General features: G+C 69.7%; 13 protein-coding genes. 10 read left to right on the top strand and 3 right to left on the bottom strand.

The window, feature by feature from the left end; genetic code table 11:
• The coding region (locus tag ACFOY2_RS49405) for an alpha-L-fucosidase (protein ID WP_379535124.1) at positions 1-775 on the bottom strand (775 nt) is incomplete at its 3' end.
• Between the two features lie 175 nt (positions 776-950).
• On the opposite strand from ACFOY2_RS49405, the gene ACFOY2_RS49410 reads away from it, so the two are divergent.
• The 10 genes from ACFOY2_RS49410 to ACFOY2_RS49455 all read left to right on the top strand — a co-directional run bounded on the left by ACFOY2_RS49410 (position 951) and on the right by ACFOY2_RS49455 (position 14,497).
• A complete protein-coding gene (locus tag ACFOY2_RS49410; RefSeq protein ID WP_379535125.1) occupies positions 951-1,541 on the top strand; it encodes a hypothetical protein in 591 nt (196 codons plus the stop codon).
• Between the two features lie 29 nt (positions 1,542-1,570).
• A complete protein-coding gene (locus ACFOY2_RS49415) occupies positions 1,571-2,362 on the top strand; it encodes a fibronectin type III domain-containing protein (protein ID WP_379535126.1) in 792 nt (263 codons plus the stop codon).
• A 90-nt stretch (positions 2,363-2,452) separates the two neighbouring features.
• Positions 2,453-3,721: an ABC transporter substrate-binding protein gene (locus tag ACFOY2_RS49420; protein ID WP_379535127.1), complete on the top strand. Its 1,269-nt coding sequence runs from the start codon at positions 2,453-2,455 to the stop codon at positions 3,719-3,721.
• Positions 3,721-4,668, top strand: a complete 948-nt coding sequence (locus ACFOY2_RS49425) for a carbohydrate ABC transporter permease (RefSeq protein WP_379535128.1) — start codon at positions 3,721-3,723, stop codon at positions 4,666-4,668. The genes ACFOY2_RS49420 and ACFOY2_RS49425 overlap by 1 nt, the downstream gene beginning before the upstream one ends.
• Positions 4,665-5,495, top strand: coding sequence for a carbohydrate ABC transporter permease (locus ACFOY2_RS49430; RefSeq protein ID WP_379535129.1), 831 nt, complete (start codon positions 4,665-4,667; stop codon positions 5,493-5,495). Before ACFOY2_RS49425 ends, ACFOY2_RS49430 begins: the two co-directional genes overlap by 4 nt.
• A 319-nt stretch (positions 5,496-5,814) precedes the next feature.
• Positions 5,815-8,220, top strand: coding sequence for a PQQ-dependent sugar dehydrogenase (locus ACFOY2_RS49435; protein ID WP_379535130.1), 2,406 nt, complete (start codon positions 5,815-5,817; stop codon positions 8,218-8,220).
• A 64-nt stretch (positions 8,221-8,284) separates the two neighbouring features.
• Positions 8,285-10,420 (top strand): glycoside hydrolase family 28 protein, encoded by a 2,136-nt coding sequence (locus ACFOY2_RS49440; protein ID WP_379535131.1) that lies wholly within the window; start codon positions 8,285-8,287, stop codon positions 10,418-10,420.
• Positions 10,421-10,431: 11 nt separating this feature from the next.
• Positions 10,432-12,210 (top strand): discoidin domain-containing protein, encoded by a 1,779-nt coding sequence (locus tag ACFOY2_RS49445; protein ID WP_379535132.1) that lies wholly within the window; start codon positions 10,432-10,434, stop codon positions 12,208-12,210.
• Positions 12,207-13,538, top strand: a complete 1,332-nt coding sequence (locus ACFOY2_RS49450; RefSeq protein ID WP_379535133.1) for a glycoside hydrolase family 27 protein — start codon at positions 12,207-12,209, stop codon at positions 13,536-13,538. Before ACFOY2_RS49445 ends, ACFOY2_RS49450 begins: the two co-directional genes overlap by 4 nt.
• Before the next feature lie 194 nt (positions 13,539-13,732).
• The gene (locus ACFOY2_RS49455; RefSeq protein WP_379535134.1) at positions 13,733-14,497 is read left to right on the top strand and encodes a hypothetical protein; all 765 of its coding nucleotides are present in this window, start codon (positions 13,733-13,735) and stop codon (positions 14,495-14,497) included.
• 61 nt (positions 14,498-14,558) lie between these two features.
• Here the strand turns inward: ACFOY2_RS49455 and ACFOY2_RS49460 are convergent, their stop codons facing one another.
• Positions 14,559-15,581, bottom strand: coding sequence for a CU044_5270 family protein (locus tag ACFOY2_RS49460; RefSeq protein WP_379535135.1), 1,023 nt, complete (start codon positions 15,579-15,581; stop codon positions 14,559-14,561).
• Positions 15,574-16,164: an RNA polymerase sigma factor gene (locus ACFOY2_RS49465; RefSeq protein WP_379535136.1), complete on the bottom strand. Its 591-nt coding sequence runs from the start codon at positions 16,162-16,164 to the stop codon at positions 15,574-15,576. Before ACFOY2_RS49465 ends, ACFOY2_RS49460 begins: the two co-directional genes overlap by 8 nt.
• Positions 16,165-16,316: the final 152 nt, after the last annotated feature.

The following is a 16,316-nucleotide window of genomic DNA, read 5'->3' on the forward strand; positions in this document are numbered from 1 at the left end:
GGCGGGGCATCGGGGTCCATGCGGCTTGCGGGTAGTCGTAGGAGGGGGTCATGCCGGTCTTCTGCTCGTTGCTGACCGTGTCCATGATCGGGGTGTCCTCGTTGTTGTTGCTCAGCAACCAGGACGGCCGCCGCTCCCTGATCTGCTCGTAGAGGCGGTTCTGCTCCCAGTACTCGTTGTCGTTGTCGATCCAGAACCCGGCCAGGTCCGGATATTTCTCCATAACCTCGAAGAACAGGTCATAGCTATACATGCCAAAGCCCGGACGGGTGGTCAGGTCGACCTGACGTCCCTTGTAGGCCGAGTACGCGGCCGAGTCGAGCGTCTCGACGCCCTGCTCGTTGTGCCACTGCGGGTCGTCGGTCATGTAGAGGATGATCCGGACGTCCTTCGCCTGCCCGGCCTTCACCAACTCGCCGAGAAGATCCCGTTTCGTGGCGCAGCTCCCGGGGATCGCGGACGGCCACGGGCGCGCGTAACCGAGCCTGCTGTGGAAGGTGGCCAGGACGATGTACGAGGCGCCGAGCTTGCGCGCCTCGTCGACCCAGTAGTCGGCGCTCCAGCCGCCCTCGGTGACGTCACGCTCCCAGGCCGCGCAGTCGAGGTGGCGGGGTGCGGTGAACATGCCCCAGTGCAGGAACAGGCCCGCGGTGGAGTCTCGTAACCACTGCTGGCGCGGATGCTCGACCTCGGCGCTGACGGCGGGAGCCGTGATCAGGCCGGCGATCATCGCCAGGATCAGGGTCACGGCGGCGGTTCGGGCTCGAAGTCTCACAGGATCGCTCCCTCGGCGGGGGTGGTCAGCAGGACGACTTCCTCAGACATCCGACGACTATCGCAGCTGAAGGGTGCCGTCAAGGGGCTCCTTCACTGGATCCCTTGACGAGCGGTGAGCCAGAGTGGTCCTATGAATCCGAATAAGAAAGAACTTTACTAATTCGGGAGGACTGATGCGATTACGCCTCGCGGGCGCGTCGGCAGCCGGGCTGCTGGCGCTCGCCCCCGCCCTGCCCGCCGCGGCCGATCCCGTGGAGTCCGGCCCGTGGACGTCGTACTCGCCGACGTTCAACGTGCAGGAACGCGGCTGCGGCGACGTCAACGATCTGACGTTCACGCTGACCTGCTCCACCGACAGCGGCGACCAGCGGGCCGAACGGCGCTACGCCACCTACTCCAGCGGCACCCGCCAGTTCCAGGGCAGCTTCAGGATCACCAGCCTGGAGGGCAGCCGGATCAGCCTGAAGCAGACGTTCAAGACGACCGGCCCGTTCTTCATGCTCGCCGTCGAACGCGGCGGACGGCTGTACGCCGTGCACGGCGGCACCACGATCGCCACCGGCGCGACCGTCGGCACCACGGTCCGGGTGAACACCGTCCACGTGGTGGGCAGCACCCATCGGACCTACATCAACGGCTCGCTCAAGCACACGGTGTCCAGCGAGAGCGGGGACTTCTACGACAAGTTCGGCGCCTACCGGACCAGCAGCGGGCAGGGGCCCGCGACGGTCCAGTGGAGCGGCGTCCAGTTCTGGCGGAAGTAGCGCGCGCCGATGAGGGGTGGGGTGGTCTGGTGGCGATGATCCGGGTCCTGCCCCCGCTGCTGGCGCTGGCGCTCGCCGCAGGCTGCTCGGCCCCTCACCCGGTTCCCCTCGGAACGGCACCCCCGAACGCGGCTGCCCCCGGGACGGGAGCCTCGGGCGCTCCCGCCGCGGGGCCGCAGCCCCCGAACGCGGCTGCCCCGAGCGGGGCCGTCCGGCTGGAGGCCGCGCTCACGTCCCCGACCGACATCGCGCTGCGCTGGACCGGCCGCGACCCGGCCGCCGCCGGCCACGTGCTGGAGTTCGCCACCGCACCCCAGGGCCCCTACACGATCCTGGCCTTCCTCCCGCCGGGGGAGACGGCCTACACCCACCCCGACCTCATCCCGCAGACCACCTTCCACTACCGCCTGCGCCCCTACTACGGCCGGGCCTCGGCGCCGGTCGAGGTGACGCTCGGCGACGGCCCGCACCCGCCGCCGGGGCCGGGCTGGTCGCAGCCGCGCACGATCAGGACGGGGCCACCGGGCACGCTGCCCACCGGGAGCGGCCGTGCGGCCCCTGCCGAGCTCAAGGCCACCGTGAAACAGGCCGACGGCGTGGCCTTCACCTGGACCGACCGCACCGGCGACGAGGAGGGCTTCCTCCTGGAGAACCGGCCGGAGGGCCGGAGGGATTTCCGCGTGGTGGCCGCCCTCGACCCCGACGTCAACGCCTTCGGCCTGATCACCCTGCCAGAGGAGCGGCGCGCCGCCTACCGGGTGCGCGCCTTCCGCTACGGGACCCCGTCGAACGTCGTCCAGCTCACGACAGGCGGCACCTGAGACCACAATCCTCCTACCTTTAGATGGGACATGAGCACACGCGCGAATCGGCCCGCCCTCTATCGGCGGCCCAGCAATGATCGGATGTTCGTGAAGAGGGGAGCGACGGCGCTGGCCGTCGTCCTCGTGGCGAGCGGCTGCGCCGGCGGCTCACCGAGCACGCCCGCCTCGGAAGGGGGCAAGCAGAAGGTCTCGTTCCTGGTGTTCCCGTCGCCGAACCTGCCGGAGTCGTACTGGAAGGGCCAGGTCGACCTGGTCACCAAGGCGCACCCCAACCTGGAGGTGGAGCTCGTCGCCGCCCCCTCGGAGTCGGAGCGCAACGACTACGCCAAGCAGCTCGCCGCGTCCGGGCAGCTCCCCGACGTGCAGATCGGCATGCAGGACCTGACCGCCCTGGAGCCGAGCCTGGCCGCGTGGACCGAACAGGAGCTCAAGGACTTCCTCTGCCCGGCCTGCGGCGCGGTCAACGGCAAGGTGGTGCAGCTCCCCGCCAACACGCAGACGATCCCGAACGTCTACTACAACAAGAAGCTCTTCGCCAAGGCGGGCATCGCCGCGCCGCCCAAGACGTACGCCGAACTGCTGGCCGCCGCCGACAAGCTCAAGGCCGCGGGGATCACGCCGTTCGTGAGCGGCGGCGCGTTCGTCACCTCACAGCCCTGGACCGCCGCCCTGGCCACCGACCTGTACGCCAAGGCGCCGGACTGGATGAGCAGGCGGCGCAAGGGCGAGGTGAGGTTCGCGACGTCCCCGGAGATGAAGGCGGCCACCCAGAAGTTCGCCGACCTGGCCGCCAAGGGCTACCTCGACAGGCGGCAGATCGGCCAGGACTACCCCAAGACCCAGGAGGCGTTCCTGAGCGGCAAGGGCGCGATGTACCCGATGGGGAGCTGGTTCGCGGCCGCCGCCGACGCCTCGGACATGAAGGCCGACATCGGGGTGTTCGCCTGGCCCGGCGACGACGGCAGCCTGCGCCTGCCGGCGTTCACCGGCGGCGGCCTGTCCGTCAGCGCCACGGCCGCGAACATGGCGGCGGCCAAGGAGTTCGCCCTGGCCTTCCAGCTCACCAAGGAGAACCTGGACGCCTCGGTCAAGGCCGACGCGCTCTTCCCCGCGATCAAGGGGTACACGCCGCCGTCCGACACCGGCCCGGTCTTCAAGAGCGTGTACGAGCTGTGGCAGCAGGCGCTCGACCGGCAGGCGACCGTGCCCGCCTTCGGCTGGGAGGCGGGCGACGCGGCCATGCTGCCCGGCATGCAGGGCAAGTTCTGGTCGTCCGCGCAGGACCTCGTCAGCGGCAAGAAGAACGTCGACCAGGTGCTCTCGTTCCTCGACACGGAATGGGAGAAGAGCGGCTGATGGCCGTCGGCACCACAGAACGCAGACCCGGCCACGCCGGCGCCGCGGCGCGAGGGAGCCGCGCCAGGCGACGGAGGTGGCCGGGCCTGTGGCACTTCCTGACCTTCGCCGCGCCGGGCACGCTCGTCTACCTCTGCCTGGTGCTGGCGCCCATCGTGCTGAGCGTCGGCTACAGCCTCACCAACCAGGCGCTGCTGCGGCCGAAGACCGAGTTCGTCGGGCTGCGCAACTACGAGCTGCTGCTGCGGGACGAGACGTTCCTGAACTCACTGCGGGTCACCACGATCCTGACGCTGATCGTGGTCATCGTCCCGAACGTGCTCGGCGTGGCCATCGCGGCCCTGCTCGACCGGCGCGGCTGGCTCTACAACGCGTTGCGCAGCGTCTTCTTCACCCCGATGGTGATCAGCTCGGTGGTCATCAGCGTCATCTGGACGCGCATCCTGGCCGACGACGGCCCGATCAACCAGGCGCTCAGGGCCCTGGGCGTGCGTGAGCCGCCGGGGTGGTTGTCGGACCCGGACATCGCGCTGTACTCACTGGCGTCCATCGTCTGCTGGCAGATGCTCGGCTTCTGCGTGGTGGTCTACCTGGCAGGGCTCCAGGGTGTGCCGCAGGAGCTGGCGGAGGCGGCCGCGATCGACGGCGCCGGTCCGGTGCGGCGCTTCCTGAACGTCACGTGGCCGCTGCTGGCCCCCGCGCTGACCATCAACACCGTCGTGTTGCTGATCTCCGCCTTCAAGCTCTTCGACCACGTCAAGGTCATCACGAACGGCGGGCCGGGCACCGGCACGACCGCGAGCGTGGCCTTCGTCGTGCTGCAGGAGGGCTTCGTCGAGAACAGGATCGGCTACGCCTCCGCCGAGGCCGTCGTCATGCTCATCGTCATCGCCGCCCTGTCGGTGATCACGCTCCGGATCCTGCAGCGCAGGGAGGTGCAACTGTGAGCCGTTCCAGCGTGCCGTGGCTGCGTCCGCTGGTGGCCCTGGCAGCGGGCGCGATCTTCGCCATTCCGCTCTACATCGCGTTGATCAACGTCTTCAAACAGAGCGGGCAGGTCGCCGGCGGCGTCATGTCGCTGCCCTCGCCCCCGACCATGGACAACCTCGTTCGCGTGCTGACGGGCCCCGACAGCCTCTTCTGGTCGTCGCTGCGGACCAGCGTCCTGGTCACGTCCCTGTCGATCATCATCCTGACGGTGTTGTCGGCCATGCTCGGCCACTACCTGGCCAGGCACGGCGGCTGGTGGCCGAGGGCCATCATGGTGCTGCTGCTGTGCGGGCTGATGATCCCGCCGCAGGTCATCCTGATCCCGGTCACCCAGGTGCTGAAGTCGTTCGGGATGATGTCGACCCTGCAGGGTCTGGTGCTGTTCAACGTCGGCTACTACGTCCCGTTCGGGGTGTTCGTCTTCTCCGGGTTCATGAAGGGCGTGCCGCGCGAGCTGGAGGAGGCAGCGGCGATCGACGGGGCCACGCGGTGGCAGACCTTCTGGCGGATCGTCTTCCCGCTGCTGCGGCCCGCCACCGCGAGTGTGATGATCTTCCTCGGCGTGTGGATCTGGAACGACTTCATCAACCCGCTGATCATCTACGGACCTCGCGAGGGCACCACGATCATGACCGGCGTGTACAAGTCGCTCGGCCAGTACGCGGCCGACTTCGGCGGCATGTTCGCCCTCATGTTCCTGGCCACCCTGCCGATCCTGGTGTTCTACCTGCTGCTGCAGAAGCAGTTCGTCAAGGGCCTCACCGGGGGTGCGACGAAGGGCTGAGCGGGCGGCAACCGGTTGTAGAATCAGCGGCCCGCCCCATGTATCACCCCGGGTCTGACGAGCTGTGATGACGCGCCGCCGGTTCGGACGAGCACGACCGGCGGCTCATGGGTCCGATCTTCTTTGCGCTATTCCGGCGTGTTTCCTGGCTCAGCCCTTTCTACGGGTCGATTTCATCCGATGTATCGACCACAACAGGTTAGGAAAGTTTCCTAAAATATGGATCGTTCCAACTATTGACGCCCATCCGGGTTTATGACAAACGTTTGGAAGCTCCACTTTTCTTACTCAAGGCATCACTCTCAGCCAGGAGCGCCCGATGATCTTCAGCAAGTTCCGGGCCTGCGCCATCGCCTGCTTACTCGCCCTGGGAATGACAGCCGTCCCGGCGAACGCGGCACCCACCCGGTACGAGGCCGAGACCGCCACGATCTCCCAAGGAGCCGTGGAGTCCAACCACGCCGGCTACTCCGGCACCGGCTTCGTCAACGGGGACAACGTCGCCGGCTCGTACGTCGAGTGGACGATCAACGCCCCCGGCGCGGGCACCGCGACGCTGGCCTTCCGCTACGCCAACGGCACGAGCGCCGACCGGCCCAGCGACATCGCGGTCAACGGCGCCACGGTCGCCCCCGCCCGTTCCTTCCCCGCCACCAGCACCTGGACCGCCTGGACCACGGTCACGCTGACCGCGCAGGTCGTCGCGGGCGCCAACACGGTCAGGGCCACCGCCACAGGCGAGGGCGGCAACCCGAACTGGGACTACCTCGAAGCCGACGTGCAGTCCACGAGCTTCACCGACTACCAGGCGGAGTCCGCGACGATCTCGCAGGGCGTCGTCGAGTCGAACCACGCCGGCTTCACCGGCTCCGGGTTCGTCAACTACGACAACGTCGTCGGCTCCTCCGTCGAGTTCGCCGTCAGCGCCGCCGGCGCCGGCGTCCAGAGCCTGACCTTCCGCTACGCCAACGGCACCACCGCCGACCGGCCCATGACCATCGACGTCAACGGGACCACCATCACCGTGTCCTTCCCCGGCACCGGCGCATGGACCACCTGGCGCGAGGTCAGCCTCAACGCCACGCTCGACGCGGGCGGCAACACGGTCAGGGCCACCTCCACCACCGAGGGCGGCGGGCCGAACCTCGACCGGCTGCGGGTCAGCGGCCCCGGCGACACCGACAAGCCGACCGCGCCGGGCCAGCCGACGTGCTCCGACCTCGCGCACAACGCCCTGACCCTGGACTGGTCGCCGTCCACCGACAACATCGGCGTGGTCGGCTACGACATCTACCACCAGGGGCAGCAGATCGCGACCGCGACCGCGTCGCCGTACCGGCTGAGCGGGCTGAACCCCGACTTCGCCTACCAGCTCTCCGTGTTCGCCCGCGACGCCTCCGGCAACGTGTCGCTGAGCAGCCCCGAGGCGAACTGCCGCACGCTGCCCGCGCCCGCCGACGACCCGCCGTCGCAGCCGGGACAGCCCACCGTCAGCGGCGTGCAGGCCACCTCGGCCACCGTGACCTGGGGCGCCTCCACCGACGACAACGGCGTGCGCGCCTACCTCGTCCGCGACCACGCCACGGGCGCCGTGCTCGCCACGGTCACCGGCACCCCGCCCGCGACCACGGCCAGTGTGCCGCTGGAGTGCGCGCGCACGTACCAGGTGCACGTCGTGGCGCGCGACACGGTCAACCAGCTCTCCACGCCGAGCTCGCCGTCCGCGTCGTTCACCACGTCGGCCTGCGGGAGCGTGCCGCAGACGCCGGCAAACGTCGCCGGCGGCTGGGACATTCCGTGGGACATCTCCTGGGCGCCCGACGGCACGTACGCGCTGGTGACCGAGCGCGACACCTTCCGGGTGTTCAAGGTGACCCCGTCGGGCACCAAGACGCAGGTCGGCACCGTGCCCAACGTGCAGACCACCGGCGGCGAGGGCGGCCTGATGGGCCTGGACTTCTCGCCCACCTGGAACGGCACGACCGACCAGGAGGTGTTCTTCATGCACACCGCCTCGGAGGGCAACCGCGTCGCCAAGATGAGCTTCAACGGCACCGCGCTCAGCGGCTACGCGAGCATCCTGCAGGGCATCGACAAGAACAGGTACCACAACGGCGGCCGCATCAGGTTCGGCCCCGACGGCTACCTGTACCTCACCACCGGCGACGCCCAGTCCTCCGGCAACGCCCCCGACCTGGACTCGCTCAACGGCAAGATCCTGCGCATCACCAAGACCGGCGCGGCCGCCCCGGGCAACCCGTTCGGCACCCGCGTCTACAGCTACGGCCACCGCAACCCGCAGGGCCTGGCGTGGGACTCGGCCGGCCGCCTGTGGTCGTCGGAGCTGGGCAACTCCTCGCGTGATGAGCTCAACCTCATCCAGCCGGGCAAGAACTACGGCTGGCCCACATGCGAGGGCACCTGCAGCACGTCGGGGATGACGAACCCGAAGCAGACCTGGAGCGTCTCCGAGGCCTCGCCGAGCGGCATCGCGATCGTCGGCAACACGATCTTCATGGGCGCGCTGCGCGGCCAGCGCCTGTGGCGCATCGTGCTGAACGGTGAGAACGTCTCGACGGTCAACTCCTACTTCAACGGCACCTATGGCCGGCTCCGCGCGGTCGAGAAGGTGCCGGGCGCCAACGCCATCTGGTTCGGCTCCACCAACTCCGACAACAACGGCGACGGCTCCGCCGACACGATCCGCCGCTCCGCCATCCAGTAGCCACCCCCTGCCGCCGGCGGCCAGGCAGGCGCGCACGCGCCGGATCCCCCCCTTGGAGCTCCCCATGCCTCCTTCTCGAAGGGCCGTGCTCAAAGGCGCTCTGATCGCCCCCATGCGGGCGGGCGCCGTGCTGCCGCCGGCGCCCGCCACGGCCCGCGCCCGTCTCGCCGCCTGGGCGTTCGCGCTGACCCTCGCCGTTCCCGCCCCCGCACTCGCCGCCCCTGCTCCCGCCGTCCCCGCCTCTGCGCTCGCCGCGCCGGTCGCGAGCGCGCAGGCGGAGTTCAACGTGCGCGACTACGGCGCCACGGGCAACGGCTCCACCAACGACGACGACGCGATCGACCGGGCCATCAACGCCGCCGGCACGGCCAAGGGCGGCGTCGTCGTCTTCCCCTCGGGCACCTACCGCTCCCGCACCATCCACCTGAAGAGCGACGTCACGATCCGCCTCGACTCCGGCGCCACCGTGCGCGCGGCGGGCAGCGGCATGGACGCCCCCGAGTCCAACCAGTACGACGACTACCAGGACTTCGGCCACAGCCACTTCAACAACTCGCTGTTCGTCGGCCGCGGCGTCTCCAACGTGCACTTCACCGGCTCGGGCACCATCGACGGCGACGGCAACCTGTCCACAAGCAACTCGCCGCCGTCCGGCGCGGCCAACAAGGCCATCGCCCTCATCGAGTGCGCGAACGTCAGCCTCACCGGCATCTCGATCCGCCGCGGCGGCCACTTCATGGCCCTGCTCAACGGCTGCCACGACGTCATGATCGACAACCTCAAGACGTACTACGCCGACGAGGGCGTACGCGACGGCATCAACCTGATCAACAGTTGGAACGTCACCGTCCAGAACAGCCGCATCGAGTCCAGCGACGACAGCATCGTGCTGAAGAGCGACTACGCCCTCGGCCACACCTACACCAGCCAGAACATCCGCGTCCGCGACACCACGGTCTACTCCCATGAGAACAACGCCCTGCAGTTCGGCTCGGAGACCTGCGGCAGCTTCCGCGACATCCGCTTCGACGACATCACGGTGCTGGGCGGCGGCAAGGCCGGAATCGGCATCGTCTCCATGGACGGCGCGATCATCGAGGACGTCCACTACACCGGCATCTCGCTGACCAAGACGACGACGCCCATCTTCATGAAGATCGGCGAGCGCCGCCGCTGCCCGGGCTCGCCGCCCGCGGGACGGATCAGGAACATCCACCTCACCGACGTCACCGGCGTGAACCTGACCGCGCCCGAGCCGTCGGGCACGACCGGCGGGTCCGAGCTGACCAGCACCATCACCGGCACGCCCGCGGTCGACATCGGCCCGGACATCACGCTCGACAACGTCAGGCTGACCGTGCCCGGCGACCACCCCGCTTCTGACGCGAACCGGGTGCCCGGCGAGTTCCTCACCACCTACCCGCCGCGCGACTACGGCACCCGCCCGGCGTTCGGCCTCTGGGCCAGGCACGTCCAGGGGCTGAGCGTCGGCAACGGCTCCGCCGTGCGCTTCGAGGACAACGACGACCGGCCGGCGTTCATCGTGGACGACGGCTCGAACGTCACCCTCGACGTCACCGCCCAGCGCGGCTCCGGCAGCGCCTACGACGTGGGCGTCAGCGGCATCACCGGCTACTCGGTGACCGGCGCCACCACCTCGGGTGGCGCGCTGCGCGTGCGCGCCACGAACTCCACGCCCGTCCCCGGCCGGCCGGTCAGCCTGTACGGCGAGGCCGAGTCGGGCACGGTGACGGCGCCGATGCGGGTCCTCCAGGACCCGGTCGCGTCCGGCGGCGCGTACGTCAGCGTGGCCTCCGGCAACGACAGCAAGTCGTCGGCCCCCTCCACCGGCCACGCCACCCTGTCCTTCGACGTCGCCCGCCCGGGCACCTTCAAGGTCTGGGCCAGGGTGATCGCCGCCACCGACGGCGACGACTCCTTCTGGGTCCGCTCCGACGGCGGCACGTGGACGAACTGGAACAACATCCCGCTCGGCACGGCCTGGCACTGGGCGCAGGTCCCCGTCACCTACGACCTGAGCGCGGGCGTCCACACCGTCACCTTCGCCTACCGCGAGGACGGCGCCCGCCTGGACCGGGTGGCGATCTCCAGCGACCCGGTCTTCACCCCGGACGACGGCCCGCCGCCCACCACCGACGGCGGACCGAACCCGGACCATTTCTCCGTCACCGGCCCGTAAGGAGGCCGCACATGTTTCGTGCACCCCGCACCGCGCTCATCGCCGTGCTCACCCTCGTTGTCGGCCTGCTGGTCGCCGCGCCCGCCAGGGCCGACCTGCAGCATCCGCGCCAGGCCTTCCTGCGCGCCTCCATCGGCGGCCTCTTCCTGCACTGGGGCATGCGCACCTCGCCCGCGCACACCAGTTGCGGCTCATGGGAGAACGCCGTCACCGGCGGCGGCTGGACCCCCGGCTACTGGGTCAACGAGGCCAAGAAGCTGCACGTCCAGTACATCGTGCTGGCGACCTTCCACAGCCGGCTCGGGTACGCCCGCCCGTACCCGTCGCAGATCCCCGGCTCCTGCCGCACCACGCGGGACTTCCTCGGCGAGCTCATCGACGCCGCGGACGCCCAGGGGCTGAAGGTCATCCACTACATAACCGACGACCCGCAGTGGTACAACGAGGGGTTGTCGTCGGGGTCGTGGCTCGACTCCGCGGCCTTCTCGAACTACGTCGGGCACTCCGTGGACCTGACCACCCGCGACGGGTTCGGCGAGTTCAGCTACCTGCAGTTCTTCGAGCAGATGAGGCGCTACCCGAAGCTGGCCGGGTTCTGGATCGACAACGACAACGCCTACTGGGAGCGCAACGACCTCTACGCCAAGATCTACCAGCAGCGCCCCGACATGACGATTTCGAACAACAACGAAGACACGCCGATCATGGACATGATCAGCAACGAGCAGAAGACCGGCATGACGCCCGGTTACGACTACCCGCAGGCGCTCTACACGGCGGCGCCCCGGCTCATTGAGGCCGACTTCAAGCTCCCCACCGGCGGACCCTGGTGGTACGGCGGCTCCGACCAGGCCGTGGACCGCAAGCTCACGCTCGGCCGCCTGATCACCAACGCGGGTTCGTCGGTCAAGGCGCTGATGGCCGAGACTCCGATGAAGGCCGGGCGGATGCCGCCGGCGCAGGAGTCGTTCAACAACTTCGCCAACACCTACCTCGACGCGATCTGGGAGTCGCTCGGCGGCACAGAAGGCGGCGGCTACATGTACGGCGGCCTCAAACCGGGCTTCTGGAACGACGGCGCCCACGGCGTGACCACCATCGCCAAGAACAACCCGAACCGCCACTACGTCCACGTCATCACGCCGCCGTCCGGCAGCACGCTCTCGCTGCGGGACAACGGCTACCGGATCACCTCGGTGACGAACCTGCGCACCGGCGCGCCCGTCACGTTCACGCAGTCGGGCGGGACGCTGACCCTCAGCGGCATTTCGAGCTGGGACCAGTACGACACGGTCTTCAAGGTGATCTCGGGCGGCCGGCAGGGCATCCACGCGGGCGTCACCCTCTCGGCCGGCTCCTCCACCAGCGGCCACGGCGCCTCGGCCGCCGGTGACGGCGACTACCTCACCTACTGGGACAGCAACGCGGCCGAGCCCGCACGGCTGACCTTCGACCTGGGCTCGGCCAAGCGCATCCAGTACCTGGCGGTCAACCAGCGCGAGGACTCCACCGTCTACCCGTCGTCCGGTTCGGCGCGGATCTCCGGCTACCAGGTGCACGTCAGCGACGACGGGTCGAACTGGGGGAGCGCGGTCAAGACCGGCACCGTGCCGAACGCGCGCGGCGTGCAGTTCATCGACCTGACCGCTGTAACCGCCCGGTACGTCCGCCTCACCAAGACCGGTCACCACGGTGTGGCCCGCTGGCGGGTGGACGAGGCGTGGGTCGGCGGCCAGTACGCGAGCGCCACCCCGAACCTCGACGGTGTCGAGACAGGAGGCATGTCATGAGAGCGTCACTCGCGGCGGCGCTGCTGCTCGGCTGCGTCTGCCTGGTCGTGCCCTCGGGCCCGGCCGCCGCCTCGGACAACGGGCTGTCGATCCGGCCCGCGATGGGCTGGAGCAGCTGGAGCTTCGTGCGCCGCTGGCCCGACGAGACCAAGATGAAGGCCCAGGCGGACGCGCTGGTCAGCAGCGGCCTGGCCGGCAAGGGCTACGTCCACGTCAACCTCGATGACTTCTACCAGAAGTGCGATGCGGACGGCTTCATGGTCGACTCCTACGGCCGGTGGGCGGTCGACGCGGCCAAGTTCCCGTCGGGGATCAAGGCGCTGGCCGACTACGTGCACGGCAAGGGCCTGAAGTTCGGCTTCTACGTCACCCCCGGCATCGCCAAGAACGCCGTCACCGCCAACACGCCGGTCGAGGGCACCTCGTACCGGGCACAGGACATCGCGGACACCTCGCAGACGCACAAGAACTACAACTGCAAGAACATGTACCGGCTCAAGTACTCCCATCCGGGCGCGCAGGCGTTCATCAACTCCTGGGCGAACCAGATGGCGTCCTGGGGCGTCGACTACCTCAAGATCGACGGTGCGGACGCGAGCACGGTCGCCGACGTGGAGGCGTGGGACCGGGCGCTGCGCCAGACCGGCCGGCCGATCACCTTCGCGCTGTCCAACAACCTGCCGATCGCGCAGGCCACCACCTGGCGGCGGCTGGCCAACAGCTGGCGCACCCAGGGGGACGTCGAGTGCTACTGCGGCTCCGGGCCGAACGGCAGCGGCTTCCCGCTCACCGACTGGTCGCACGTGTCGAGCCGGTTCAACTCGGCCGCGTCCTGGCAGCAGTACGCGGGGCCGGGCGGCTGGAACGACTACGACTCGCTGCAGATCGGCAACGGCGACCAGGTCGGGCTCACCGCCGACCAGCGCCGCTCGCACATGACGCACTGGGCGATGGCGGCCAGCCCGCTGCTGCTCGGCACCGACCTGACCGCGCTCACCTCGGTGGACCTGACGATGCTGAAGAACGACCGGCTGATCGCGGTCAACCAGGACGGCGTCGCCGCGCAGCGGGTCGTCAACAGCGGCGTCAAGCAGGTCTGGCGCAAGCGGGAGGCGAACGGCGACTACATCGTGGCGCTCTACAACACCGGCACGTCGGGAAACTCCGCGGTGAGCGTCACCTGGTCGCAGGTGGGCTTCAGCGGCCCCGCCGCGGTCACGAATCTGTGGTCGGGCGCCTCGGAGGGGACCGTGGCCTCCTCCTACAGCGCGACCCTGCGTCCCGGCGAGACCCGCCTGATCCGCGCCAGGCCGAACGTCCAACGCTGAGAGGCCAAGTGGACCTCACAGCTCCGTGACGGGAGCCTGCGGGGCCGGGGTGCGTGCTCGCCCGGGTGCGGATGGGGCCGGCACCCGGGCGAGCGCCTCCAGCACGGCGGCGCGCACCCACCTTTACGTGGTTTTTCGGGGGCTGTTGGTTGGGTTGGTCCCGCACCTCGTTGATCAACTCTGTGGAGACAACTGTGAAGGTACGGATCGCCCTGACCGCAGTCACCGCGTTCCTGTCCCTGGCCGCGCTCGCCCCGGCCGCGCTGGCGGACGCCGAGCCCGTCGACCCGGCACCCGGTGGACCGCAGCGCCCACACGAGCCCGACGTCGACGGCACCCGCAACATCGACTCGCTGACGGTGACCGCCGCCAAGGGGCAGGGCCGGAGCGTCACCGTGGACTTCGACCGGCGCAGCCGCGCGGAAACCGGCCAGATCCCGGCCGGCGCCCGCCGGTTCGTCTTTCTCTTCGACCGTTCCGTGAGCTTCAACCCCGGCGCCTTCCCCATCTGCGCGCGCAGCGTGGTGGAGAAGGACGGCGTGAACGCCTGCCCCAAGGGTTCGCACGTGGGCAGCGGGCGCGGCGAGTTCCCGACCGGCGAGCCGCAGGAGGTCTTCGCCGTCAACACCAAGATCGGCAAGCTGCCCGGCGTGCTGGTCGTGATCCCCGGCAACGGCGTCATCCTGGAGCAGACGCTTGAGCGGGTCTCCCGCCCCTACAGCAAGGACTACACGTGGGCGCTGGACGAGATCCTGCCGCCCAACGACACCCCGCCCGAGCAGCGCGCCGGCACCACCCGCTTCCAGCTCAGCTTCGGCGCGACCCGCCGGCACCAGGGGCGGACGATCGGCTTCGCCGAGACCACCGCCAAGCCCGGTGAGAAGCTCAAGTTCGGCCTGTGGACCGACTTCGTCACCGGCCAGACCATCCTGCCCACCGACACCCCCCGCCTGAGCTGATTCGCTTGCGCCGCCGCGGGACCGCATGCCCTGGTGACCGGACCCGCGGCGGAGGGCGACCTCAGGAGCGCCGGCCCACCTTGTCCACGACGGTCGCCTCCAGCAGGGCGTCCCAGTTCCTGATCTCGCCCTTCTTGGCCTCGTCGTAACGCTCGTCGTGGTCGCGGACGACGATCGTGCGGTAGCCCAGGTAGGCGTAGGACTTGGGGTCGATGAAGATCTCGTCCCGCAGGTAACCCTGGTGGATCCGGTAGAGGGTGACGCCCTTGCGCCCGGCCAGGTCGGAGGCGCGGTCCTCGTACTCGACGCCGGGGATCCGCGCCATCGCCCCGTACATGGCGGCACGGAGCCTGGCGGGCAGCGCCGCATCGCGCATGCCCTGCGCGATGAGCTGGAAGGCCCGCGTATGCCGGTAGTCGTTGCTCGGCGCCGGGCCGGCGGCAGCGCTCGGCGCCGGGGCGTCGGGGCGGCCTTCGCCCTCCTCCGCGACCGCCTCATAGATCCGGTCGAGCAGCGCGCCGGGGTCGGTGGGCAGGGACAACAGGAACGGGTAGCTCACCTCGAACTCCGACTCGTCGTACGTCTTCAGCTTGCCGTCCTCCATCGCGGCCCACCGCCGGTCGTCCGCCCGGCGCCACATCTCATGGACCGAGGTCGTCTTGGGGGAGCCGGTCAGCCACTCGCCGCCGTCCACGCGGGTCTGGACGTTGCGGCTCTTGACGTAGGCCCACTGGTGCGGGGACGGCGCGGGGTCGTCCTCGGCCGCCGCCAGGGCCGCGGCGTTGTCGGCCAGGTCCTGGGCGCTCGCCACCGTACGCAGCCGCAACTCCTGGGTCCGCGACGACGACGCGCCCGGCTGCTGATTCGGCGGCTCGGTCGCCGTCATGGGGCGCAGCACGCCGACCGCGAGCACCGCGACGGCCGCCGCCCCGGCCAGGCCGAACCCCCAGCGGGGCAAGGCCCTTGCGCGGCGGGGGCGCGCGGCGGGTTCGGCCATGTGGGCGATCAGGCGGGCGCGGGCCTTGGCCACGCTCTCCGGGGACGGCTCCGGCAGCGCGTCGTGCCGCTCGCGCAGCTCATTCATGGTTCACTGCCTCCTCTGCCGTGGGGCCCAAGGCCGTGCGCAGCTTGCGCCTGGCCCGGTTGATACGCGAGCCGACCGTGCCGGCCGGGATGCCGAGGGCGTGCGCGACCTCGGCGTAACTGAGCTGGGCGCACGAGACGAGCAGCAGCGCGTCCCGATCGCCCTTGGCCAGCGCCGTCAGGCCGCGCGCCAGTTCCGGGCTGAGCCGTTCGGCGGACACGCGGTCGGCGACCCGGTCGGCGTGGCCCGCCTCCTCCTCGCGGCCCGCGGAGCGGCTCATGGCCCGGTAGAGCCGGATCTCGTCGCGGCGGTGGCGGCCGATCAGGTTGGTGGCGATGCCGTACAGCCAGGCCCTGGCCTGCGGCCAGGCCGGGTCGTAGCGGTCGCGCTGGTCGAAGGCGGCCAGGAACGTCTCGGCGGCGACGTCGTCGGCCGCGGCGGTCCCGAGCCGGGCGGCCACGTACCGGTGGATCGCGCCGTAGTACCGATCGAAGATCACGGAGAACGACTCGGGGTCGTGACGTGACCTGGCGATGACCGACGCGTCCGTCGTCTCATCAACCATTCGCAGGTGCGGGATCATGCATGGAGCGCCTTTCTCGAGAAACGATCAGCGCTGATTGCCCGAAGGCCGCGATCCTCTTCACGCGAATCGATTCCGCGACGGAAGCCGACGGGGCGCGTGCGCATGGGCTGTGCCGCCACGTGAGAGACTGCGCCGGGTCAGAATGTCGA

Origin of the sequence: Nonomuraea purpurea (assembly GCF_042650645.1) — a bacterium.
Taxonomy (GTDB): domain Bacteria; phylum Actinomycetota; class Actinomycetes; order Streptosporangiales; family Streptosporangiaceae; genus Nonomuraea; species Nonomuraea purpurea.

Bases quoted from the DNA above. Each gene is read 5' to 3' on its own strand.
- ACFOY2_RS49460 (WP_379535135.1), bottom strand. From the start codon at position 15,581: ATGAATGAGCTGCGCGAGCGGCACGACGCGCTGCCGGAGCCGTCCCCG.
- ACFOY2_RS49425 (WP_379535128.1), top strand. From the start codon at position 3,721: ATGGCCGTCGGCACCACAGAACGCAGACCCGGCCACGCCGGCGCCGCG.
- ACFOY2_RS49435 (WP_379535130.1), top strand. From the start codon at position 5,815: ATGATCTTCAGCAAGTTCCGGGCCTGCGCCATCGCCTGCTTACTCGCC.
- ACFOY2_RS49440 (WP_379535131.1), top strand. From the start codon at position 8,285: ATGCCTCCTTCTCGAAGGGCCGTGCTCAAAGGCGCTCTGATCGCCCCC.
- ACFOY2_RS49450 (WP_379535133.1), top strand. From the start codon at position 12,207: ATGAGAGCGTCACTCGCGGCGGCGCTGCTGCTCGGCTGCGTCTGCCTG.
- ACFOY2_RS49410 (WP_379535125.1), top strand. From the start codon at position 951: ATGCGATTACGCCTCGCGGGCGCGTCGGCAGCCGGGCTGCTGGCGCTC.
- ACFOY2_RS49465 (WP_379535136.1), bottom strand. From the start codon at position 16,164: ATGATCCCGCACCTGCGAATGGTTGATGAGACGACGGACGCGTCGGTC.
- ACFOY2_RS49445 (WP_379535132.1), top strand. From the start codon at position 10,432: ATGTTTCGTGCACCCCGCACCGCGCTCATCGCCGTGCTCACCCTCGTT.